23 protein-coding genes and 3 pseudogenes are annotated in these 20403 nt (G+C 49.4%); 5 read left to right on the plus strand and 21 right to left on the minus strand.

The features are described from left to right. A pseudogene (locus tag D3F01_RS15115) lies at positions 1–126 on the plus strand (nuclear transport factor 2 family protein); the annotation flags it as partial. A 54-nt stretch (positions 127–180) separates the two neighbouring features. On the opposite strand, the gene D3F01_RS15120 reads toward D3F01_RS15115, so the two are convergent. From D3F01_RS15120 to D3F01_RS15170, 11 genes are all read right to left on the minus strand, one after another. Continuing rightward, the gene (locus D3F01_RS15120; RefSeq protein ID WP_117499745.1) at positions 181–1689 is read right to left on the minus strand and encodes a recombinase family protein; all 1509 of its coding nucleotides are present in this window, start codon (positions 1687–1689) and stop codon (positions 181–183) included. Between the two features lie 89 nt (positions 1690–1778). Beyond that, positions 1779–1955, minus strand: coding sequence for a hypothetical protein (locus D3F01_RS15125; RefSeq protein WP_187307891.1), 177 nt, complete (start codon positions 1953–1955; stop codon positions 1779–1781). Positions 1956–2088: 133 nt separating this feature from the next. Then, positions 2089–2292 carry a hypothetical protein gene (locus D3F01_RS15130; protein ID WP_117851693.1) on the minus strand — a complete coding sequence of 68 codons (204 nt, stop codon included), beginning with the start codon at positions 2290–2292 and terminating at the stop codon, positions 2089–2091. A gap of 507 nt (positions 2293–2799) precedes the next feature. After that, on the minus strand, positions 2800–3222 hold the full coding sequence (locus D3F01_RS15135) for a sigma factor-like helix-turn-helix DNA-binding protein (RefSeq protein WP_015553874.1): 423 nt from the start codon (positions 3220–3222) through the stop codon (positions 2800–2802). Positions 3223–3661: 439 nt separating this feature from the next. Further along, complete coding sequence (locus D3F01_RS15140; protein ID WP_081691996.1) at positions 3662–4123, minus strand: hypothetical protein; 462 nt, start codon at positions 4121–4123, stop codon at positions 3662–3664. Positions 4124–4130: 7 nt separating this feature from the next. Next, entirely contained in the window at positions 4131–4910 is a 780-nt protein-coding gene (locus tag D3F01_RS15145; RefSeq protein WP_117506374.1) for an ABC transporter permease, read from the minus strand. A 2-nt stretch (positions 4911–4912) separates the two neighbouring features. Continuing rightward, positions 4913–5698, minus strand: coding sequence for an ABC transporter permease (locus tag D3F01_RS15150; protein WP_024738632.1), 786 nt, complete (start codon positions 5696–5698; stop codon positions 4913–4915). After that, on the minus strand, positions 5691–6617 hold the full coding sequence (locus D3F01_RS15155; protein ID WP_024738631.1) for an ABC transporter ATP-binding protein: 927 nt from the start codon (positions 6615–6617) through the stop codon (positions 5691–5693). The genes D3F01_RS15150 and D3F01_RS15155 overlap by 8 nt, the downstream gene beginning before the upstream one ends. A 134-nt stretch (positions 6618–6751) precedes the next feature. After that, positions 6752–7669, minus strand: coding sequence for a HAMP domain-containing sensor histidine kinase (locus D3F01_RS15160; protein WP_024738630.1), 918 nt, complete (start codon positions 7667–7669; stop codon positions 6752–6754). A gap of 5 nt (positions 7670–7674) precedes the next feature. After that, on the minus strand, positions 7675–8367 hold the full coding sequence (locus tag D3F01_RS15165; protein ID WP_024738629.1) for a response regulator transcription factor: 693 nt from the start codon (positions 8365–8367) through the stop codon (positions 7675–7677). Then, the gene (locus D3F01_RS15170) at positions 8360–8548 is read right to left on the minus strand and encodes a helix-turn-helix domain-containing protein (protein ID WP_024738628.1); all 189 of its coding nucleotides are present in this window, start codon (positions 8546–8548) and stop codon (positions 8360–8362) included. The genes D3F01_RS15165 and D3F01_RS15170 overlap by 8 nt, the downstream gene beginning before the upstream one ends. 144 nt (positions 8549–8692) lie before the next feature. On the opposite strand from D3F01_RS15170, the gene D3F01_RS15175 reads away from it, so the two are divergent. Next, complete coding sequence (locus tag D3F01_RS15175; RefSeq protein WP_005933665.1) at positions 8693–9061, plus strand: helix-turn-helix transcriptional regulator; 369 nt, start codon at positions 8693–8695, stop codon at positions 9059–9061. Positions 9062–9088: 27 nt separating this feature from the next. Here the strand turns inward: D3F01_RS15175 and D3F01_RS15180 are convergent, their stop codons facing one another. The 10 genes and pseudogenes from D3F01_RS15180 to D3F01_RS15225 form a co-directional block, all read right to left on the minus strand. Continuing rightward, complete coding sequence (locus tag D3F01_RS15180; RefSeq protein ID WP_024738627.1) at positions 9089–9388, minus strand: hypothetical protein; 300 nt, start codon at positions 9386–9388, stop codon at positions 9089–9091. A gap of 16 nt (positions 9389–9404) precedes the next feature. Then, positions 9405–9758 carry a TnpV protein gene (locus tag D3F01_RS15185; RefSeq protein ID WP_024738626.1) on the minus strand — a complete coding sequence of 118 codons (354 nt, stop codon included), beginning with the start codon at positions 9756–9758 and terminating at the stop codon, positions 9405–9407. 26 nt (positions 9759–9784) lie between these two features. Then, complete coding sequence (locus D3F01_RS15190) at positions 9785–11665, minus strand: recombinase family protein (protein WP_024738625.1); 1881 nt, start codon at positions 11663–11665, stop codon at positions 9785–9787. Between the two features lie 91 nt (positions 11666–11756). Beyond that, a pseudogene (locus D3F01_RS15195) lies at positions 11757–12707 on the minus strand (type IV secretory system conjugative DNA transfer family protein); the annotation flags it as partial. Continuing rightward, complete coding sequence (locus tag D3F01_RS15200) at positions 12704–13174, minus strand: PcfB family protein (protein WP_015567070.1); 471 nt, start codon at positions 13172–13174, stop codon at positions 12704–12706. The pseudogene D3F01_RS15195 and the gene D3F01_RS15200, both read right to left, overlap by 4 nt. A 91-nt stretch (positions 13175–13265) precedes the next feature. Then, the gene (locus D3F01_RS15205; protein ID WP_118285739.1) at positions 13266–14315 is read right to left on the minus strand and encodes a hypothetical protein; all 1050 of its coding nucleotides are present in this window, start codon (positions 14313–14315) and stop codon (positions 13266–13268) included. A 14-nt stretch (positions 14316–14329) separates the two neighbouring features. After that, positions 14330–15043, minus strand: coding sequence for an antirestriction protein ArdA (locus tag D3F01_RS15210; RefSeq protein WP_117762132.1), 714 nt, complete (start codon positions 15041–15043; stop codon positions 14330–14332). A 4-nt stretch (positions 15044–15047) separates the two neighbouring features. After that, positions 15048–16133: a DNA cytosine methyltransferase gene (locus tag D3F01_RS15215; protein ID WP_242889519.1), complete on the minus strand. Its 1086-nt coding sequence runs from the start codon at positions 16131–16133 to the stop codon at positions 15048–15050. Next, positions 16120–16476 carry a hypothetical protein gene (locus D3F01_RS15220; RefSeq protein WP_003500157.1) on the minus strand — a complete coding sequence of 119 codons (357 nt, stop codon included), beginning with the start codon at positions 16474–16476 and terminating at the stop codon, positions 16120–16122. The genes D3F01_RS15215 and D3F01_RS15220 overlap by 14 nt, the downstream gene beginning before the upstream one ends. 309 nt (positions 16477–16785) lie before the next feature. After that, on the minus strand, positions 16786–18165 hold the full coding sequence (locus tag D3F01_RS15225) for a ParB/RepB/Spo0J family partition protein (protein ID WP_097777695.1): 1380 nt from the start codon (positions 18163–18165) through the stop codon (positions 16786–16788). A gap of 168 nt (positions 18166–18333) precedes the next feature. Between D3F01_RS15225 and D3F01_RS15230 the strand changes: the two are divergent. From D3F01_RS15230 to D3F01_RS15240, 3 genes and pseudogenes are all read left to right on the plus strand, one after another. Further along, positions 18334–18548: pseudogene (locus D3F01_RS15230) on the plus strand (nuclear transport factor 2 family protein); the annotation flags it as partial. Positions 18549–18737: 189 nt separating this feature from the next. Further along, positions 18738–19403, plus strand: coding sequence for an ABC transporter ATP-binding protein (locus D3F01_RS15235; RefSeq protein WP_002586595.1), 666 nt, complete (start codon positions 18738–18740; stop codon positions 19401–19403). Between the two features lie 14 nt (positions 19404–19417). Then, a partial coding sequence (locus D3F01_RS15240; protein ID WP_242889521.1) for an ABC transporter permease occupies positions 19418–20403 on the plus strand: 986 nt, incomplete at its 3' end.

Consider the following 20403-nt stretch of genomic DNA (forward strand, 5'->3'; position numbering starts at 1 on the left):
AGTTGGTGTCCCCAGTATAGCAATCGTAAAACAGTAAAACATTGGTTTCAGGAGTGGAATACCCGTGGAAAGGTGGTAGTTTGGGAAATCAAGCAATTTTTCCATAAAGAAAATCAAACATCGGTGTACAAGGGGTACAAACAAGATAAAATAGAAATGAGGGGCGATAGAGCGGAAATGTCAGATTTTCCACTCTATCTGAACACGGTCGCTGGTGGCCTTGATTGTAGAGATCAAACCATCGGCGGCTTTTCTTTTGTCGTCAAAATCTATGCTGTCCCAGTTATCGAGATAATAGGATAACTTCTTTATCTGCTGGGGAGATATGGTTTCAACGCTCAATTCGGCGATTGCTTTTGAAATGGTCTGGCGTCGGGTGTCCAGTTCTTCAATTTTTTTGTTGGCGTAGGCAAGCAAGGTCGCATTGGCTCCGGTCAGCGTATCCAGCAGCTTTTCAATTTCTGCCTCCACCTGTGCCAGTTCCACTTGATAGGCGGTCAGCTTCGGATTGACTTTTTCCTCCCTGCCGTGGAGTATCTGAAAGTCTTTGAACTTCTCCTGCATGGCCGAGAAAATGAATTGCTCAAATTCTTCTTTACGGATTTTCCCGCAGCCCGGACAGCCTTTGTTTTCCGTCCGTTTGGTACAGCGGAAATATCCGGTACTGTTTGGTACATGTGTGGCTTTCAGCGCATACCCACAATGCCCGCATTTGATTTTTCCGGCCAACCAAGTGTTCTTCGGTTTCCGTCCCTGCTGGAAGGTGGTATTTGCCATAAGTTTTTTCCGGCATTTCAGCCATGTATTAGAGGAAATGAGTGCTTCATGGGGAGCGATAACAAGTATCTGGTCTTTTAAGCACCTGTCCTTGTCCTCCTTCACATCCCGCCCCTGATAGAGATAGCAGCCGTTTGTTCCGGCAAAGTCGGAAGCGTCATTGACAATCGCTGCGCCCTGGCTCTTGAAAAATTCGTACAGCTCCAAATCGGCCTGTGCGTAAACGGGGTTTCTTAAAAGCTGGGAAAGAAATGTACGGAACATGGATTTGCCATAAATTTTTATGTCATGTTCCTCGAAGTATCGGGTAATATCTCCGAAGGAGGTTTCCGGTTCAGCGTACATTTCAAACATCAGCCGAACATGGTCGGCGGCTACGGGGTCGGCAACCATTTTCTTTGTGCGGATACCCTCTACCACAGTAGGCTCTAACTGATAACCGTATGGCGCCTGTCCGCTCATGTGAAAGCCTTTCAGGCACCGTGAATAGTAGGCGTCTGTGACACGCTTCTGAATTGTCTCACGTTCAAGCTGGGCGAATACAATGCAGATATTCAGCATGGCCCGGCCCATCGGGGTCGAAGTATCAAACTTTTCCGTGGAGGATACAAACTCCACATCGTACTCTTGAAACAGCTCCATCATCGTTGCAAAGTCCAGAATAGAGCGGCTTATACGGTCCAGCTTGTACACGATGACCCGCCGAACCTTTCCCTTGCGGATCTCGCCCAGCAGCTTTTGAAACTCCGGTCTGTCCGTGTTCTTACCGGAATAGCCTTTGTCCTTGAATACCCGGCAGCTCCCGCCTTTCAATTCATACTTGCAAAAGTCGATTTGACTTTCAATGCTGATACTGTCCTTGCGGTCTACTGACTGTCTTGCGTAAATACAATCTTCTCTGATAAATTCCATATTGGGCTCCTTTCCTTGTTGGAATGGAGCTACCAACCTTACAACTATATTATACCATCAGCAGCCCCGGACAACAATGTTGCGAATGATTAGGGAAATCTGTCCCTATATTTGCTGAACACCTCGTAAAGACAACGCTCAATTTCTTTTTTGCGCTGTTCTTTCTCCTTCGGGGGAAGTACCGGCGTGAGGCTTTCCAGCACAATGATCTTCCCTTGAAATGCGACAGACTTTGTTTCTCGTTCATAAGTGACAGCTTGCGTCATTGAAAACCTCCTTTGCGAAAGTGCGTGTATATACCAGCCTTTCCCACTTGTCCCGTGGGGAAATGTCAAAAGACGGCACCCAGCAGGTGCCGCCCTTTGAGCTTTCTCCACTTCGGGTCAATGTGGCCCGAGGTCAGTAAGGACTGGAAAGGTACTTTTCTTTGGCGTCCTCCACGCTGTTGAGGTCGAATACTTCATAAAGCTGCCCCACAACACGCCGTATATCCTTCTTTGAAAATCCGCAGTCCTCCATTGCCATAATGACATAACCACGGCAGGCGTCATTGCTCCATTCGTCCGGTTCCAAGCCGGGGATCATTCCAAACGCATTTCCCATAAAGTGCTCCTTTTTTGAAAAGATGGGGAGCCACGCCGGATCGGTTGGCCTATCATCAGACAGCATTGCCGGGGGCTCCCCATAGGTTTTCACTTCATTTCAGACACACCGGACGGGCATAGGCTTCATGCCCCATAGTATTTCAACTCTCCCCATTCTGATGGCAAGGCGTTCTCATTGCCTGCGACGGCTCACGGCTTGCAAGGCCGCTTCAACGCTCGGACTGTGACTAAACGCAAGTATCCGGGTTCTGCGCCTGTTCCGGTGGAGCCAGCCTTGCCCCACCTATGGCATGGACCTGTTCGCTCGCTCAGTTTTACAAAGACTGTATTCTTTGAAATCCGAGGTCATGGCGGGTCTGTCACACAGCGCGTTTCCCTTCGTATCCGGGTGTCTTTTTATTCAATTTTCAATCTGCATGAGGCTTGTCTGAACCTCGGGCCATTGTGACCCGAAGTGTTTTGCCTCTCATAAGCCATTTCATTTTCCGGCCTAAATCGGTACGCCTTACAAAGAATTTTTCAAAATTTTTTCTAAGTGCCGCAGACCTCGCTCGATTGCGACACGAACCACTTTTTCATGGACGCCCTCTGCCCGGGCAATATCCTGTTTGGTCATGCCGAGAATGAAATGAGCGTAAATCCGTTTTGCCTGTTTGTCCGGCAGACTGGCAATCGCCGCATGAAGCTCCTGCATGGTCACTTTCCGCTCATACAGTTCATGGGGAGATAAGGCGACAAAGACAGCTTCATGCTCCAGCCCGTCATCCCGATCAAGGGAATAGTAGGCTTTGTGGCGGTATGTACGCAGCCGGTAGGCAGCCTCTTTACGATCAAACTCTTTGAACATTTCTGCAACTTCTTCTGATACTTCCATGAAGCAATCCGATGTATAGAATGGGTAATAGTCCCGCAAATTGATAATAGCCATATTGACCTCCGTTTCGGTTGTTGGTTGACGAGTGACCGAAACGAAGGCGGCGGGGAGCGGCACCGGGGAATGACTTCGGGCCAACATGACCCGAAGCAGCCCCATAAGAACACAAAAGCGCCCGGGCGGCATGAAGCCACACGGACGCATGAAATTACACATTCATTTATGTATCGTCTGATTTCACATTCATAACCAGACTGTCCCGGAGGGGGAGTTACGCTTTTTTTAACTGGTGCAGATCATGGATACTGCGAAAAAGAGAAAAGGACACGGCGAAATAACCTCCAATCGGCTACCGTGTCCCTGCAAGTCGTCATTGGTTTGTGTAAACGCAAAGAAACGGCGGCTCTGAAATCAAAGCCGCCGTTTCAAATGGGCGTGTCAAATTGTCTGCTCTACGACGGCTTTTTTTCTTTTGCCGTCGTCCGGCAGAGTATTATTCAATATCTAATTCAATGTTTCCAGTGAAATTCTCACATTCAATGCCGATATAATTTCCACCATCAGGAAGTGTAATTGTGTCACTATAAGTTCCGGTTGTTTCAATCAAAGTTACTGCTTCATCAGATCCAGAAATCCAAAATACTTTTGCAGTACCTTCCGTAATCTCCAAGGTGCAATCAATGGACAGCTCTTTACCGGCTTCTCTCTTTATGGAAGTTCCTCCGAACAAATACTCTGTACCTGAAAAGTTCGCATAATCAGCCGTATAAGTCCCTGTATAATCATCAATTCCTTTTTCTTTTTCCCCTTGCAGTGACGCTTTCCCTGTCAGTTCTATGGAACCCGCAGACTGAACAATGTTATTGTAATGATTGAGAATTTCATCTTTTGAACAGCCAGCAAGCATAAAACTTCCCACAAGGACGAATGTTAATGCTAAAACTATTTTCTTCATAAAATCATCACCAGCCTTTCTTTGGTGCTACCTTTTTGGCCTTTTTCTTTGTTTGGGTTGCTTCTCGCTCTTTCATGCACAAAATCAAGATGGCAGAAATAACGACAGCAAGCACAAGACTGCAAGAACAGGTTCCGATATTCCAGTTGACTGCGGTATCATAGCTACGGTAGCCTACCATTCCAAGACTTGCGGTAATCGGATAAAGGTTTGCTAATGTCATATTTCCTGCGGCAAACATCCCTCCATATCCATAGACAAAAGCAATGATTACACCGACTAAAAAGCTGCCTGCCCTCCGACAAGTAAGAGCGATAATCGGCAGAACCGCAAGATATAAAAAGAAATTAACCGCAGTAATCTGCAAGGCTGCTTTTAGAGCTAAGGAAATCTCAAAGCCGGGAAATCCCACAATCATTTCTGCTATGATTGTAAACAGACTGCATATCAGCCCGAAAATAATAGACAATACGCCGCACACAATCAATTTTCCGGTCAACAGTTTCTTAAAAGAGATCGGCACAGTCAGAATATTTTTCAATGTGTCATCCGTCTGCTCACGAGAAATCATATATCCAGCAATTAGGCTGATACACATCGGAAAAATCATGGACATATTGTTTTTGATGACCTGTTCTGTAAGATAGGCAAAATCCCAAACGGAACCATCATTCGCCATAGAGGTAAACAAGGTCAGCAGGACGGATAGCAGCATGAGTGCAACGCCCGCCCAAAGGATATGATACCTTTTCAATTTATAAAATTCTGTTTTTACAATGCGAACCATGTTTATTCCCCCCTCTGCTTATATAATCTGTCAATCAGTAAGAACGAAACGAATGCCATAATCCCAAGAATGAATACAACTTGAAATGTTGAGGGAATTAGCCCTGTCATTTGCTCCAAGTCCATTTTTATTCCATGAGCCGCCATATCTCCCGCACTCCAAAATGTAGTCAGTGGCGTGGGCAGAAGCCATAACATAGTTTTAGGCAGTGTGTCAAACAATGCCGTAGCACTCATGTTCAGAACGCTGTAAAAGACACACAACAAAATGGAAAAAACATAGGTCTTACTGAAAAAGACAACAAGGACAATCAACGGGAGTGTTCCTGCCGTAATGAAGATCCCCGTTTCAACCGCCAAAAACAGCTTATAACCAATTCCATAAACTTCTAATGTTCCAATTCCGCAAAGAATTGTTGCAATGGTAGAAGCCACGCAAAAAACAATTCCAAAGATAAAAAGGACAATAATCTTTGCAAGTACCATTTGCGTGCTGGTTACGGGAATTGTACGCAGATTTTTGAATGTATCATTGTCGCGTTCCATAAAAAACAGAATAGCGGCAATCACTCCGATAATGCAGGGCAGTAAAAACTGGATACCATATCCCAACACCATGTTAAATAGTCCATCGAAAGCATCTGCCCGATCCGTATATCGCTCCATCATAGAGGGCGTTGTCATCAGATAAGTCAGCGGGATTGGAAACAGGAACGCAGCCAAAATAATCAGCGGAATAAATTTCTTCCGTTTCAATTTCAAAAATTCGCATTTGATTAGTTTAAGCAATTCCTTCGCCCCCTGTCACACGCTTGAAGTAATCTTCAAGACTTTCTTCACAGGTATGTGCTTCTGATACCTCCAATCCGTTTTCTACAAAAGCAGTTACAATTTTCCCCACGGGTAGCTCCATATTGTGTAGACGCAGATTGTGGTCGTCCTGTATGGAAAAATGGTTTTCATGGAAATTGCGTTCCAAAATTCTTGCCGCCTGTGCAGTATCCGAAAGCGTAAAACGGATATGCTTACTGCTTTTTTGCTCCAGCTCAGCAAGGCTTTCTTCTTCCAGCAATGCGCCGTGGTCGATAATTCCAATATCGTCAGCCAGCAAGGAAATCTCCGAAAGAATGTGACTGGAAATCAAAATGGTTTTTCCTCGCGCGTCACAAAGCTCACGAATAAAGGAACGTACTTCTGCAATACCGATGGGATCGAGGCCGTTGATCGGCTCATCCAAAATCAAAAGCTCCGGATCGTGCATAACGGCAAGGGCGATGGCAAGCCGCTGCTTCATACCAAGAGAATACTGTGAAAAGAGCTTTTTATCTTTGTAGGGCAGTCCTACCAGATCCAGAGCATCTTTGATGGCATGATTGTTTGGTACGCCCCGCAGAGTAGCAAAGATACGCAGGTTCTCTGTGCCGGTCAGATTGGGATAAAAACCGGGGGACTCAATCAGGCTTCCGATACGGGGCAACAGCTTCTTTTCATTCCCTTGCAAAGACTTTCCCCAGATTTTGACCTCCCCGGAAGTCGGCTTCGTTAAGCCCAACAGCATTTTCATAGTTGTGGTTTTTCCGGCTCCGTTTCTACCCAACAGACCATAAATTCTCCCACGCTTGACATGGATATTTAAGTCAGCCACACTCTTTTGTGAGCCGTATTGCTTTGTCAGATTTTTTGTTTCAATGATATAATTTGTATCCATATTCAAAACCTCCTGTTCTGTAAGGTATTCTATCATGCCAACCTTGCATTAACCTTGCCGCAACCTTGCATTAACCTTGCAATTTGAAATCCAGTAAAATGACAAAGGCTCCCGCCATAAAGACGGGAACCCGCTTAACTCTCCAAGGGAAAAAGCAACATAAATTCAGTTCCTTTTCCCGGCAAACTTTCAACTGTTATATTTCCACCCATCTTTTCTACAAGCTGATGGACAATAGAAAGACCAAGTCCGCTGCCTTTTTCAGAGCGTCCTTTATCACACTTATAAAGCCGTTCAAATATGTGTTTCAAATCTTCTTTCTCAATTCCCACTCCATTATCCGCCAGCAGCAGCTCCATGTTATTTTCCTTCTTCGATAGGGAAATTTTGATTTTGTCCGCATGGCTGTGAGCGATTACATTTTGAATAAGGTTATTGATGATCCTCATATAGCTATCCATATCCAATCTTACCCGGACAGGCTGTTCAGGAATATCAATGTCATAATCAACCTGTTTATCCTCAAAAATCGGTATCCAGTCGATCAGAATATTTCTTGTCAGCTCTGCAACCTCAACGCTCTGGATCTCCAAAGCAAACTCGTTTGAATTTAACTTGAACCAGTCAAAGAGTACATCAATGTATTCTTTCAGATCATGGGCTTTCCGACGGGCGGTTTCAATATAATCATCCCGGTCTTTTCCTGTGACCAGTCCTTTGTGTGCAGCGTCAAGATACCCAAGCAGAGTAGTAAGGGGCGTTCGCACGTCATGGGAAAGGCTCGTCATAAGCTGGCGGTTGGTTTCTTCTGTCTGCCGTACAGTTGAAAGTCTGCTTTCATAGGCCACAACGATCTCATTGATTTCATAGGCAAGAGGTGCTGTCAGTTCATTTGTTGCAGATAGAATACGCCGGTTGCCATTTCCGTTTTTCACATCAACCAGCATATCGGTCATTTCTGCTATTTGTTTTTTTACACGCCGAACGAGAACGATGGAAGTCAATACAGCCACAACAGCAATCACAATGGACAAGAATACGATAATTTCCATGCTGACTACACCTCCTTATTAAACCGGTAGCCAATCCCTTTGACCGTTTGTATATACTTTGGGCTTGAAGGATTGACTTCTAATTTTTTACGAAGCCGACTGATAATCGCCATAATGTTACTGTCATCATAGAAATATTCTTCGCCCCATACTTCCTCATAAATCTGCTGTTTGGTCAAAATTTTCCCTTGATGTTTTGCACAGTACAGGAGCAAATCAAATTCCTTTGGGGGCAGTTCAAAAGTGCCGTTTGATGTAGTAGCAGAACGATTTTCAAGGTCAATCTGCAATCCGTCAAAATTTAGCTTTTGTATGGCTCCAGCTTGCTGATTAAAGCGAGTGTAGCGGCGAATAAGAGACGCAATACGGGCAATCAGTTCATCCATATCAAACGGTTTTGTAAGATAATCGTCCGCTCCGGCCCGTAAGCCCCGTACTTTAGAAATGCTGTCATTTTTAGATGTGAACATCAAAATCGGCAAGCTGTACTCCTTGCGAATTTCTTCCAGCGTTTCAAACCCGTCCATGCCGGGCATCATCACATCCAGCACCACAAGCTGGTATTCCTGCTCTCTTAATTTTTGTAAGCCCTCTTTTCCGGTATTACAAAAATCAGCTTCTATGTTTTCTGCTTGTACGCTACGTTTAATCAAAGCGCACAGCTCTTTGTCATCATCTATAATCAGGATTTTATTCATGGTGCAACCCCTTCCCTTGTTTTGTCCTTCCGTCAATCGGCTTTTCTGCGTTCTTTGGGATCAGCCAAACACCAGCCATCTTCACAGCGCCGGGAATGCGCCCTCCGGCGCAATAATAATTTACCCTACGAGGTGTCACGCCCCACTTTTCGGCGGCCTCTTTCAATGTCATATAGTCCATTCCGCACCTCCACAGAGTACATTATAGTTCTCTTTCTCGAACAATGCAAGGAACGAAATGTGAATTATAAACTTCAACTAACCTGCATATAGCAACATTCCACGGGCAAAGTATGAATTATACAATGTAACTGGGTGATGTTATATGGCGAAAGTTGAAGATTGTCCCGGTTTTGAAACCTTCGGCGCAGATGTCAAAGCTGCACGAGAGGCAAAGCGTCTGGCACGAAAAACATTGGCAGAAATGGTTGGGATTGAATGGCGGTATCTTGCCAACATTGAGAATCAAGGTGCGATTCCGAGCCTGCCTGTGATGATCCAGTTGATTAAGGTCTGCGGACTTCCCGTGGAACGGTATTTTAACCCGGAGATTATGCGAGAAGAAAGCGAACAGCGGCAACGGGTCAGCCACAAGCTGAAGCTTTGCCCTGAAGAATACCTGCCGATTATCGAAGGTGCCATAGACGGGGCGCTCAAAATGGAACAGACTGCGAAGCAGAAGGAGGACGCATAATCGCGGCCTCCTTCTGGCATTTCTATATCAAGGTTCCCGGCACTTTTCCAAAAGTTCCCGACACCTCTGCTGGATTTCTCCGGTTTCTGTCACAGTCAGGTCACGGTCATTTCCAGTAATCTTATCTTCCAGAAAGTTGGCGTATGTACCCAACAAAGCGTTCCGTAAATCCTCCGGGGTTTTCTGTATTTCTGCGCTGTACCAGTCATTCCGGTGGGGTTCCCATGCCATCAATGTATAACCATGACTGGTCTGAACCACCTCATACAGAGGGTCATCATCCAGATATGCCTGAAACACTTTCAAAACCTTTTCAAAGGTCAGCATTTCCCGCACCTCCCATTCATCTGCAAATCAGTTCCCTGATTAAAATTTCCTCAATCTGTGCCGTTAATGTGTTCATCAGCCCCACCCAACGCATAGGATCACAGGCTTTCAGTTCCTCAGTGACACCCGCAACCTCCATCATGTGAGGTAACATGGCGTCCATACGCTCCCGCGCTGTCCGGTCAATCTCTATCAGGTGCGGATACAGCTTCTCGCTCATCAGTAGTTGGTTGTAGAGAATGGGGTGATGTTCCTTCAGGTAGGATTTTCGCATCCTGCCGTACTTGCCAATAGAAGTTTCCGGCTGTTCAGAAAGTTTTAGGTTGGGTATATCATAATCTCCACAACGAATGTAAGTCAACTTACTCATATTCATTCTCCTTTGCTCCGTGATGATTAGACTGCTGCGCTGGCTGCTATGCCGCCTTTGCGCGGTTCTTCTTTTGGTAGCTGCCCGACAGTAGAAAAAACACCTTTTTTCATATCCTCAGCCCGAATCAGGGCTTTCTTAGCGTCCATTTCCGCTTTTTTCTTCGCCTTGATTTTGTTCTCATACCGTTTCTGTGCGCCGCTGGCTTTTCGTTTCAAATAGTTCTGATGGAGCCTGTCCTTGCGTTCTTCTTTTTTTCGCAATTCTTCCTGTTCCTCCGGTGTTAAAGGAACCGGCTGTAAGGATGGTGGGATATAGCGTCCTAAAAAATTGAAGTAGATTTCAATTTCCTGCGTGGTGTCCTGACTGCCTTTTCTGGCGCGTTCGTGGACAAGGATTTTCTCTACAAACTCGTTGAGCATGGTGTTTGTCAGCGTGTCAAAATTCTCGTACTTATCAATCAGGGCTATAAATTTCTCCGCTGATTTCTGGCTTTGCTCGTAGCCAGTAACAGCCTTTTCCAGCTCTGCAATTTCAATCTCAAGTGCGTCCTGCTCTTTGGCATACTGTGCATCAAGTGCCCTATATCGTGCATCCGGCAGCTTGCCGAGGGTGTTGTCCTCATAGATTTTGCAAATCAGTTTTTCCAGTTCTCCGGATCTCTTTTGAGCAGCGGCCAGACGCCTGCGCTTTTTCGCTATATCGGCACTCTGTTGGGCAACCTGCGTCTCCTGAACAGTGTGAATAAATTCCGTCCGATCATTTTTGGAATATTCAGCAATAGCCCGGAGCGTGTCGGAAACCAATGTCAGAACGGCACTCTCATTGATACGGTGTTGTGTAGGGCATAGTGTCCCACACGGAACTTTGGTATAATTGGAACAGGTATATTGAGAAACCCGCTTGCCATTGTTGGTGCGGTGGACATACATCTTGCCGCCGCAATCGGCACAATAGAGCAAGCCTGTGAGGGGAGCTGCTTCGCCCCAGCCGTTTGGATAACGCCGTACATTGCTGCGGATTTTCTGCGCCAAATCAAAGGTCTGCTGGTCGATAATGGCTTCATGGGTATTCTCAAAGATCGTCCATTCGTCCTCAGAAACATAGTGGCTTTTCTTGTCCTTAAAGTGCTTGCGGGTCTTGAAATTGATGGTATGCCCTAAATACTCTCGTTTTTTCAAAATGTTCACGATGGTAGATGATCCCCATCCATAGGGGTCTTTGACCGGCTTTGAACGGTTCACACCCTCGTTGAAGCGGGCAAGGTGTACGACAGGAATTTCAATCCGGTCTGTGGATAATTTGCAGGCGATCTGATAAGGCCCATATCCCTCCAGCGTGAGGGAGAAGATACGGCGTACCACTTCGGAAGCTTCCTCATCTACCAACCAATGCTCCCGCTTTTCATCCCACAAGTAGCCGTAAATCACAGTACCGGTCAGGTGCTTGCCGCTCATGCCTTTTGACTTAAACACAGAGCGGATTTTTCGACTGGTATCACGGGCGTAAAATTCATTCATGATGTTGCGGAACGGGGTAAAATCGTCATCGCCTTTCAGACTGTCCACACCATCATTGATCGCAATCAGCCGAACGCCGCGCTGCCGCAAAACCTCCATGACCTGACCGACCTTTAGATAGTCGCGTCCTAACCGGCTCATGTCCTTGATGACGATTGCCTCTACACGCCCTGCCTCCACTTCCTCCATCATCGCCAAAAATCCGGGGCGGTCAAACCGGGTGCCTGAGATACCATCATCGGTAAAGTGCGTAGGGTTGGGCAGCCCATTCCGGCGGGCAAAATCCTCTAACATCTGTTTTTGGTTGGATATGGAGTTGCTCTCGCCCTGTAACTCATCGTCCCGGCTCAGGCGCTCGTACAGTGGGGTAATTTTTTCATTTCTCATGGCTGTACCTCCTGAAACAAAAATGCTCTAAGTGACTGCTTCACTAACCATGACAAAAACCATGATTAAGAAGTCACTTAGAGCATACATCTCCGCTGGCGAGCTTGTATTTCTTATACTGCCTCACGGCGAAGTGCTGGGGGCTGCGGCGTTCCAGCCCGTCAAACATATAGTCCACCGCGTTTTTGAAGGTTTCGTCATCCTCCCGGACTTCCATGCTGTTTATCATTTCCACCAGCGTATTCATGTTGCGTTCTTCCTCCGGCCCCTCAAAGACGATGTAGGCCACAAGGGCACAGTACAAGAGGGTTTCTGCTTTTGTCCAGAACTCGTCGCCCTCCTTGCCGTCGCCTTTGGTGTTGGCAATCAGGGCGGTAACAAATTTCAAAACATCGCTTTCCGTCTTGATATAGGCCAGCGGATTGTAGTGCATGGATTTTGAAAAGTCGATACTGTTGAACACCCGCACCCTGTATTTCTCCCGTTGCAGAAACCGCCCGCACTGGTCGAGAGTGCCGCCCTTCGGGTCTACCACCACATACGAGGAATGGGCTTGAAGGAGCTGCGGGGTCAACCAGAACCTTGTCTTTCCCGAGCCGGACGATCCGATGACACAGGCGTTTAGGTTCCGGGCATTGGCGGGTATCTTCGGACGGGTGTTCATGGTAAGGAACTCCGTCCCGGTCAGAATGACATTGTTCTGAAATTTAGGGTCTACAAACGGCTTTATATCCTCCTTTGTTCCAAAGCGGGCAGTGCCGTACTCTGCATCCCGCCGGAATTTTTTCGCCTGCCTGATCTTTGACTGTATCAGCAGATACACCCCAGCCGCACCGGCAAGGCCCACCAGCAGGTCAATACCTCCCAGCCCCGGCCAGTAGGTTTCAAAGGCTTTGGGGAAGGTATCGAGCATCCCCATGAGCTTTGTCCCGAAGTCTGTGCCGGGGGCGATCCGGTATGCCGTCCCGATTTTGGAGAAGAACCAGAACACAAAGAGGTACGGCAGGTTTGGGAGCACATATTTTCTAATCTTGTCACTCAACGTCCGTCCTTCACCGCCTCTCTGGTTCGCTGCTTTTCCTTTGCCTGCGTCCTGATCTGCTCCGTGAATTTCCGAAGCTGGCCGAGGATGGAAGCCTTGTCCTGCTCTTTGTTCAGCACCTTTGCGCTGTACTTCTGGAAGGCCGCCGTGATAGCGTCCGCCTGATTGGCTTTGAAGAACAGCAGGTAATGACCGGGGCTCACTTTATGGAAAGCGTAGTCCACATGGAACTCCTTTGCGATCCGGTCAAAATCCTTTGGGGCTCCCACATAGGGCATGGCGCTTTTGCCGCCATAGTGGTTCATCAGCTTTTTTACACTCTGGCGTCCCTGCGGGGTCAGCGCCTTCCGGTGGTGCTTTTGCAGCGCCCGCGCTACCTTCCCAAGAGCGGCAGCCAGCACTTTTCCCGTGAGCTTCGTTGTCCTGATTGAAAGGGCAACCGTTTTTTGGTTTACTTCTTCCTGCATAAAACCTCCTTTCCGTCGGGGTTCCCGCTATCCGGGAGGCCCCCGTACAATCTCGGGGAACAGAAAACCTCGGGCCAATGTGGCCCGAGGCTTACCGCTCGGCATCTCTGCCGGACGGAGCTTTCTTTTCCGGCTCCGTCTGGACTTTTTCGCCCTGTTCCCGCATGGTCTGCAAGATAGAGGGCTTCTTTTGAAGCCGGGAGGGCTTTTCGCCGGACAGCGGCTTGATACATTCCAGACGGTCAGCCGCCCGGATGGCGTTGTCTGTGAGCTGCCTCTGCCATGCGCCCACGCTGGGAGCCCAACGAAAGCCGCTGCTTTTCAGCTCGGCCCGGGTGTCCGCGTCAGGCTTTCCGTCAAAGAACACCTGCAAGCGGTTGTCCTCCCGGTTCATTTCCACACGACCCCCATCGAACTCCCAGCCGGAAAATTCCTGCTGTGCCTGTTTGGAAAGCTGTTCGATACGGGCCTTTACCCGGCGGATCTCCGCATTGTTGTTGGTTAGCTGGTAGCTTTCAAAGGGCCTCGGGTCGCTTCGCCAACTTGACGCCATGCTTGCTTTCAGCTTTTCAATCTGGTCCAGCGACAGCAGCGCACAGCCGTCCAGCTTGCCATGCTTGCGGTAATAGGCGTTGACCTCCTTCATAATGAGCTGGGAGCGTTCCAGCCCGTCCAGCTTCTTCTGGAGCTTTTCAATCGCTGCCGGGTCATCGGCGCTGATCCCGCCCATGCCGGTGCTGCGTATCTTATCCAGCAGCCCTTGAATATGCCGCCATTCCTCCATGTTGCTGTCCCGCGCCCGGTTCTGTTTTTCCTTCTTTCCCACCGGGAAATTGGCAGGTCCGGCGATCATCACAGAGGGAACCCTTGCGTCAATGGCAAAGCCCTGGTTCATGTTTTCGGCCAGCTTGCGGGCGTAGGTGTCTAACAGATGGTCGATCTTCTCATGGTACATGGGGTCCACCCGGGATTTCTGCTGTTCCGCTATGGCGGCGGCCTTGTCCACCATTGCCCGGTATTCCGCCGTTGCGCTCCCTTCCTTGTAGTCGGAAAAGCTGTTCATTTCTTTTGCCCGGCGGGCGGCCCCTTCATTGATAGGGTAATAGTTGATGGTATGCACCTCCTTCATGCTTCGGGCCATGCTGGCCCGAAGTCTTACCGTTCTTCATGGGAAGTCTCCGTCTTGTCCTTTTTCGGAGCGGGTGGGGCTTCTTGAAACCGTTTGAGTGTAGCGAGAATGGAGTGGACAGGCTCGGCCTTTTCAGGATAGGCAAATATCCGGTGTTCCGGCGGAATGTCCTGCGGCCCGTGGTAATACTCCTTGAAGCCCTCCGGGACTGCCGACACATACCCACCGGGAGCGAATACGCCGCCCTCGTTGATACGCACATCCCGCCCGTATGCCTCATAATCGAAGTAGTTCTGAATGTGCTCCGGTATGTCGATAGTCCCAAGCTCGTCGGCGTAAAGACGGCCCAGCCCTTCATCATCGGAAATATCCGGGTAAAAGCGGTAAAGGTCAAGGTTCTGCGTCAGGTTTATCAAATCCTTCACGCTCCTTGTGTGGTTTCCCAAGACAAGAGCGGCTTCAAAGGTTTCCAGTCCGCCCTTATCCCGTACTTCCAGCAGGGCGTGGCCCAGCTCGTTCAGCTCGTCGATGTTCTCACATTCGTAGAGATAATCGTAGAGCCCCAGCACATCACTGTCAAAGCTGGTAAAGAACACTTCGCTGTACCGTTTCCCGTCTATCCCGATTTTGGCAAGGGCGGCCTGCAACTCCTGTGTCGTCATGGGGAAATGTACCGTTGTCCCTACCTCAATCCCCATTAAGGGGTATAGGGCTGTATTGGTTATATAGGCTTCAAACATGGGCTCATTCCTCCTTTCCGGCCCGGTCAGCCAGCACCTCATAAATCCCGGCCATAATGTAATCGGCGCAAGGGAGGGCAATCGCGTTTTCCAGTGCCTTGTAGCGTTGCAGAGGCCGGATCTCCACGCCGTCCGCCCCGTACTTTGTCCAGCCCTCTGGCAGCCCCATCAGCCGTTCGCTTTCCGTTTCCGTCAGAAAACGGATACAGCCGCCCTTCGGGTCGCCCTCATACCAGAAGGCAAAGGGCGTTACATCACTGGCTAAAAGAGTGGGAAAAGGGTCAGTTGGTAATCCGAAGCTGTTTCGGAAGGCCGTTTCTTCCTGCCTTTTTGCCGCTCCCCGCATACGGAAGCACTGAAAGGGGTGGATGACTGGTATCTGCCGCCCTGTTTCAAAAGAAGCTGTTCGATCTCCTTCGGCGGCGGCCCACCCGCCCTCTCCGCAAGGCGGAGGAAGTGGGAGCATTGGACGGGGCTTAAATAGTATGTCTGCGGCACGTCTGCCTCCAAAATCCGCCACGACGAAAATCCGCTGCCTTCGTGCCAGCCTTCGGGAGCCTGCCCAATACTGGGCGTCCATGAGTCGCCAGCACACATCAGGCGTTCCCCCTCGCACCATTCCGGCGTTTCCCCATCTTCCCGAAGGAGGCATTGGAACTTCGGTGTCCGAGAAGGCGGATAAGACGGCTCTAAAGTCCATCCGGTCATTTGTAGAAAACGCTCCCATGACGTTTTCCCAAACAGCGATAGCTGGATATAGGTTATCAGTAGCATCCCTCATTTCCTGTATGATACGAAACGCCTGATAGAACAGGCTTGATTTTGCCCCGGCAAGGCCGGAGCGGTTGCCGATCAGAGAAAGGTTCTGACAGGGGGAACCGAAGGTAATTACATGAACCGGCGGGATTTTCCCGCCGTCCACCTTCGTAATATCCCCCAAATGCACCATGTCGGGAAAGTGCCTTTTGGTTATAGAGATGGGCGCTTTTTCAATCTCACTGGCCCATACCGGACGGATACCGCACCGGGAAGCAGCCAGAGGGAACACGCCAATCCCGTCGAAAAGGCTTCCCAGCTTAATGTCCGGCATGGCCCGGGGTGCCGTGTCCCTTCACGGCAAGCACCCCTTCCAGTGTGGTCGCCGCAATGCCCAGCCGCCCGGCAACCGCAATATCATTTTTTACATCCTCGTCCACAGCGCTGCCGCAGACAATCAGGGTGTGGGAGCGCCGCAGCATATCCCGGCGCATATCAATCCCAGCCTTGTGTTCCTCGGGAACGCTGTCATTCAAAAACAGCGGCAGATACAAGAGCGGGCAGATCGGGGAAAAGCCCGCCTCATAAGCAAGACGGCAGTAGTGGGCCGCCAGCTCCATATCAACATCCGGCTCGCCGCTCCATGCGGCGGTCAGGTATGCTAAAGGTCGTTTCATTGGTTGAGCCTCCATTTCTGTTTTGGTTTAGGGAAAAGCAAGAGTTCGCCCAACCCCTCCGCCCCTTCCCCCGGGAAGGGGAACGGCTCTGGAGAATTTATATCCCCGTCGCTTGACCGGGAAAAAGCATAACCGGGAGAAATCCGTCAAGGGTGCCTCTGGCACCGCCTGCGGCGGCGCTGCCCTTGACTGATTTTCCCGGCTATGCTACGGAATAACTGGCGACGGGGAATCATTTATATCTCCAGAGCTTCGGGGCGCGGGGCAGAGCCCCGCAATCCTCGGGCCATGCTGACCCGAAGTTTGGGCTTACTTTTCCTGTTCGGTTTTCTTCTCCGGCTTTTCATGTTCCTTCTGCTGACCCTTCCAGTCGTCCAGCAGCTTGATGATCTGGTCCTTCATTTCCCTCGGCGTAGTTTCCTTGCCGAAATACTTGCTCAGTTCCGCACCTGTCAAAATCACTTTGTCTACCTCCTTTTTGTCCTCCATCATAATGCCGTCGATCACATCCCCGTTGAGCAGCTTCTTTTCGTCCAGCTCACGCATACGCTTTGCCTGCGCCTGTGAAGGCGAGGACTGCTGGCTGTCAATGGCGACGGCGATATAGTTCTGGTTCTTCTTGCCGATATAGGAAAGCTCCACCGCCGTAGTAAAGCCCAGCTTTTTTTCATCCATCAGCTTCATCAGGTCGGGAACCAGCTCATTGAGCCGGATATACCGCTGCACCTGCTTGACCGCCATCTTATTGCGCTCGGCTACAATTTCGTTGGAGCGTTTTCCTGCGTCCTTCGGGTCAATCTGGCCCGAAGTGCGGGAGCCCTGGTGCTTGATGGCCTCAAGCTGCATTTTCAAGGCTTTGGCCCGCTCACTGGGGAGGATTTCTTCACGCTGGTTGAGATTGTCCTCGACCATCTGCGTGATGGCTTCATCGTCCGTCAGATTGCGAACAATACAGGGCATATCCGCATATCCGGCAAGCTCGCTGGCCTTCTGGCGGCGGTGGCCGGACACGATCTCATAGCCGCCATCCTCACGGGGACGGACGATAGCGGGCTGGGTCACGCCCTTGTCCTTGACGCTGGACACCATAGCCCGCATTTCTTCATCATCCCGAACCTCAAAGGGATGGTTCTTGAAGGCGTGAAGCTCGTTCAGCTTGATATAGACGATCTGTTCCTTGCCCCGGCGTGGTGCATCCTTCGGTTTTTCGGGTTCCTTCGGAGCGGGAGCGGCCTGTACCGTTGGCGCCGTTTTTTTCTCCGGTTCCTTTTTGACCGCATTTTCCGGTTTCTGTGCGGGAGCTTCGGGCTTCGGGGTTGCGGCCTTGTCCTTATCTGCTTTCGGGGGACGGCCCCGGCGCTTCGGCTGTTCCGGCTCTTTGGGTTTTTCCTCCGCTTTCTTCGGAGCCTCCGGCTGCTTTTCCGGTTTTTCCGTTTTTGCCGGGGCAGGCTTTTCCCCGCTGGGAGCTGCCGCCCGTTCCTCGACCTTCTTTTCCTTCATAATTTCAGCGAAGTTATAGACGGAAACCTGCGGGTTCTTTACCTCCGGTTCCGTCTTTTTTTCCGGCTCCGGAGAAACGGAAACCTTCTCCGGCTCTTTTGGGGGAGCGGGAGGCGTTTCCTTGCCCGGCCCGCTATCCGTTACCGGCTGTTCCGGCGTTTTTGTGGTTTTATCATCTGCCATAAGCATTTACCTCCTGTTTTTTGGCATGAAAAAAGAGGCTCAACTTTTCAGTCAAGCCCCCGTGGGAAGTTCCTCCTTTCTCCGCCATGATACAAAAATACCGCCCGTAGTCTCGTTTGGGCGGTACTTTGTGTAAGATTGGCAGTCCATTATTAAGTTTTTTATTATGTTCCCTTTGTACACCGTTGCAAACGATTGTAGAGTGGTATTTCAAAAATGGAATGAACAATGGGGATATAGAGGAATTTGACGGTATTTCTTTGATTGAATGGACAGAGGACAATAAAATAAAATCATTAAAAGAGTTTGGGTGTAACCGTAATACCTACAATCCTTATCAAGAAAGCGATACTCCTCAATTTAGAAATCAAAAGGCGAATTGGTTTTAGAACAGATCATGAGCTACGGCGGACGGCCATTTCCGGCTGCCCGCCGTAAATTTTTTTGAAATGTCCGAGCGCTGTAACATTTCACCCCGATTTTCAATGAAATTTTTTGGCCGCTGTAACATTTCGCGGACATTTGGGTTTTACAATGACCTTATCAACAGGCAGAAAGCCTTGAAAGGAGTTTTGAGTATGAGCGTTTTGCAGACGATTGATCTGAAAAAGTATTACGGCACAAAGCCGAATATCACCCGCGCCCTTGACGGCGTGAACTTCTCCGTAAATGACGGTGAGTTTGTGGCCGTTGTGGGAACCTCCGGCAGCGGCAAGTCCACCCTGCTTCACATGATGGGCGGGCTGGACACTCCCACCAGCGGAACAGTGATTGTCCGAGGCGAAGAACTGGCAAAGAAGAACGACGAGCAGCTTACCATCTTTCGCCGCCGCAACATCGGCTTTATCTTCCAGAACTATAACCTTGTTCCGATCCTGAATGTGTATGAGAACATCGTCCTGCCGGTGGAGCTGGACGGGGACACGGTGGATCAGAAGTTTTTGGACGAGATCGTTCATCTGCTGGGGCTGGAAGATAAACTGAAAAATATGCCGAACAATCTTTCCGGCGGACAGCAGCAGCGTGTGGCTATCGCCCGCGCCTTGATTACCAAACCGGCTATTGTGCTGGCCGACGAGCCGACCGGCAACCTTGACAGCAAGACCAGCGCCGAGGTGCTGGGGCTTATCAAGCGCACCAGTGCAGAGTTCCGGCAAACTGTTGTGATGATTACGCACAATGACGACATTGCCCGCCTTGCAGATCGGATTGTCCGCATTGAGGACGGCAAGATTGTGGAGTAAGGAGGTGGCAGGCTATGACATGGCCTTTTGAGAATGATACCAGCGCCATTACAAAGAAGCTGGCAAAGAAAAGTTTGCAAAGCGAGAAGCGCCGGAATCTGATGGTGGTGATTGCCGTTGCGCTGGCGGCATTTCTGATCTGCTTTACGGGAATTGTGTCTACCTCCCTGACACAAATGCAGCGCAATCAGGTTGTCGATACTTATGAGGCGGTCTGGCTGGGCGTAGAGGAAAACGACATTGAAACCCTGAAAGGACTGCCGGAGTTTGAGCGCGTAGGCGGCTACTATATGCTGGGTGAGGAGCTTTCAGAACAGGGCTATCATGCGTCTTATGTGTATTGCGACGCGCAAATGATGGAGATTACCAAGGCGCAGATGGAGTTGTTAGAGGGCCGGGTTCCTGAAAAAGCAAATGAAGTTGTTGTAAGCGAATACTTTCTTTCCACCTATGGAAACAATGCCAAGATCGGGGACACTGTGACCTTAGATACAGAGAGTTTTCATGGTGATTATGTCGTTACCGGCATTATGGACAGCGTAAATGAAAAAGAAGCGAATACCTGCGCTATCATTCTTTCCAACGCTGCCCTGACAGGATGGAAAGGGTTTGACCCGACTGGCTATCGCGCCTATGTCCATTTCAAAAACAGCGACCAGTTGGGCGAAGAACTGATGACCTCTTATTGCAGGGAGATTGCGGAGGAATATCAGCTTCCTATGCCCAAAATGAACAGCAAGTATTTTGCCTATGCTTCTAAATCCTTTGATTTTGCACTGATGGCTGGCGTGATTGCCATTGTTCTGATCGGCGGCTATATTGTGATCCAGAGTATCTTCCGTATCTCCATCAATGACAAAATCAAGAGCTACGGGCAGCTACGGACGATTGGTGCAACGCCAAAGCAAATCAAGCGGATTGTAAAGCGGGAGGGGCGTAAACTCGGCAGTATCGGGATTTTGATTGGTACAGTGCTGGGTGTATGCGGCGGTTTTCTTTT

It is taken from the genome of Faecalibacterium sp. BCRC 81149, from assembly GCF_022750605.1.
Taxonomy (GTDB): domain Bacteria; phylum Bacillota; class Clostridia; order Oscillospirales; family Ruminococcaceae; genus Faecalibacterium; species Faecalibacterium duncaniae.

What these genes read in the sequence shown, in the direction of transcription:
- D3F01_RS15120 (WP_117499745.1), bottom strand. Translation starts at nt 1,689, where the DNA reads ATGGAATTTATCAGAGAAGATTGTATTTACGCAAGACAGTCAGTAGAC.
- D3F01_RS15125 (WP_187307891.1), bottom strand. Translation starts at nt 1,955, where the DNA reads ATGACGCAAGCTGTCACTTATGAACGAGAAACAAAGTCTGTCGCATTT.
- D3F01_RS15130 (WP_117851693.1), bottom strand. Translation starts at nt 2,292, where the DNA reads ATGGGAAATGCGTTTGGAATGATCCCCGGCTTGGAACCGGACGAATGG.
- D3F01_RS15135 (WP_015553874.1), bottom strand. Translation starts at nt 3,222, where the DNA reads ATGGCTATTATCAATTTGCGGGACTATTACCCATTCTATACATCGGAT.
- D3F01_RS15140 (WP_081691996.1), bottom strand. Translation starts at nt 4,123, where the DNA reads ATGAAGAAAATAGTTTTAGCATTAACATTCGTCCTTGTGGGAAGTTTT.
- D3F01_RS15145 (WP_117506374.1), bottom strand. Translation starts at nt 4,910, where the DNA reads ATGGTTCGCATTGTAAAAACAGAATTTTATAAATTGAAAAGGTATCAT.
- D3F01_RS15155 (WP_024738631.1), bottom strand. Translation starts at nt 6,617, where the DNA reads ATGGATACAAATTATATCATTGAAACAAAAAATCTGACAAAGCAATAC.
- D3F01_RS15160 (WP_024738630.1), bottom strand. Translation starts at nt 7,669, where the DNA reads ATGGAAATTATCGTATTCTTGTCCATTGTGATTGCTGTTGTGGCTGTA.
- D3F01_RS15165 (WP_024738629.1), bottom strand. Translation starts at nt 8,367, where the DNA reads ATGAATAAAATCCTGATTATAGATGATGACAAAGAGCTGTGCGCTTTG.
- D3F01_RS15170 (WP_024738628.1), bottom strand. Translation starts at nt 8,548, where the DNA reads ATGGACTATATGACATTGAAAGAGGCCGCCGAAAAGTGGGGCGTGACA.
- D3F01_RS15175 (WP_005933665.1), top strand. Translation starts at nt 8,693, where the DNA reads ATGGCGAAAGTTGAAGATTGTCCCGGTTTTGAAACCTTCGGCGCAGAT.
- D3F01_RS15180 (WP_024738627.1), bottom strand. Translation starts at nt 9,388, where the DNA reads ATGCTGACCTTTGAAAAGGTTTTGAAAGTGTTTCAGGCATATCTGGAT.
- D3F01_RS15185 (WP_024738626.1), bottom strand. Translation starts at nt 9,758, where the DNA reads ATGAGTAAGTTGACTTACATTCGTTGTGGAGATTATGATATACCCAAC.
- D3F01_RS15190 (WP_024738625.1), bottom strand. Translation starts at nt 11,665, where the DNA reads ATGAGAAATGAAAAAATTACCCCACTGTACGAGCGCCTGAGCCGGGAC.
- D3F01_RS15200 (WP_015567070.1), bottom strand. Translation starts at nt 13,174, where the DNA reads ATGCAGGAAGAAGTAAACCAAAAAACGGTTGCCCTTTCAATCAGGACA.
- D3F01_RS15205 (WP_118285739.1), bottom strand. Translation starts at nt 14,315, where the DNA reads ATGGCCCGAAGCATGAAGGAGGTGCATACCATCAACTATTACCCTATC.
- D3F01_RS15210 (WP_117762132.1), bottom strand. Translation starts at nt 15,043, where the DNA reads ATGTTTGAAGCCTATATAACCAATACAGCCCTATACCCCTTAATGGGG.
- D3F01_RS15215 (WP_242889519.1), bottom strand. Translation starts at nt 16,133, where the DNA reads ATGCCGGACATTAAGCTGGGAAGCCTTTTCGACGGGATTGGCGTGTTC.
- D3F01_RS15220 (WP_003500157.1), bottom strand. Translation starts at nt 16,476, where the DNA reads ATGAAACGACCTTTAGCATACCTGACCGCCGCATGGAGCGGCGAGCCG.
- D3F01_RS15225 (WP_097777695.1), bottom strand. Translation starts at nt 18,165, where the DNA reads ATGCTTATGGCAGATGATAAAACCACAAAAACGCCGGAACAGCCGGTA.
- D3F01_RS15235 (WP_002586595.1), top strand. Translation starts at nt 18,738, where the DNA reads ATGAGCGTTTTGCAGACGATTGATCTGAAAAAGTATTACGGCACAAAG.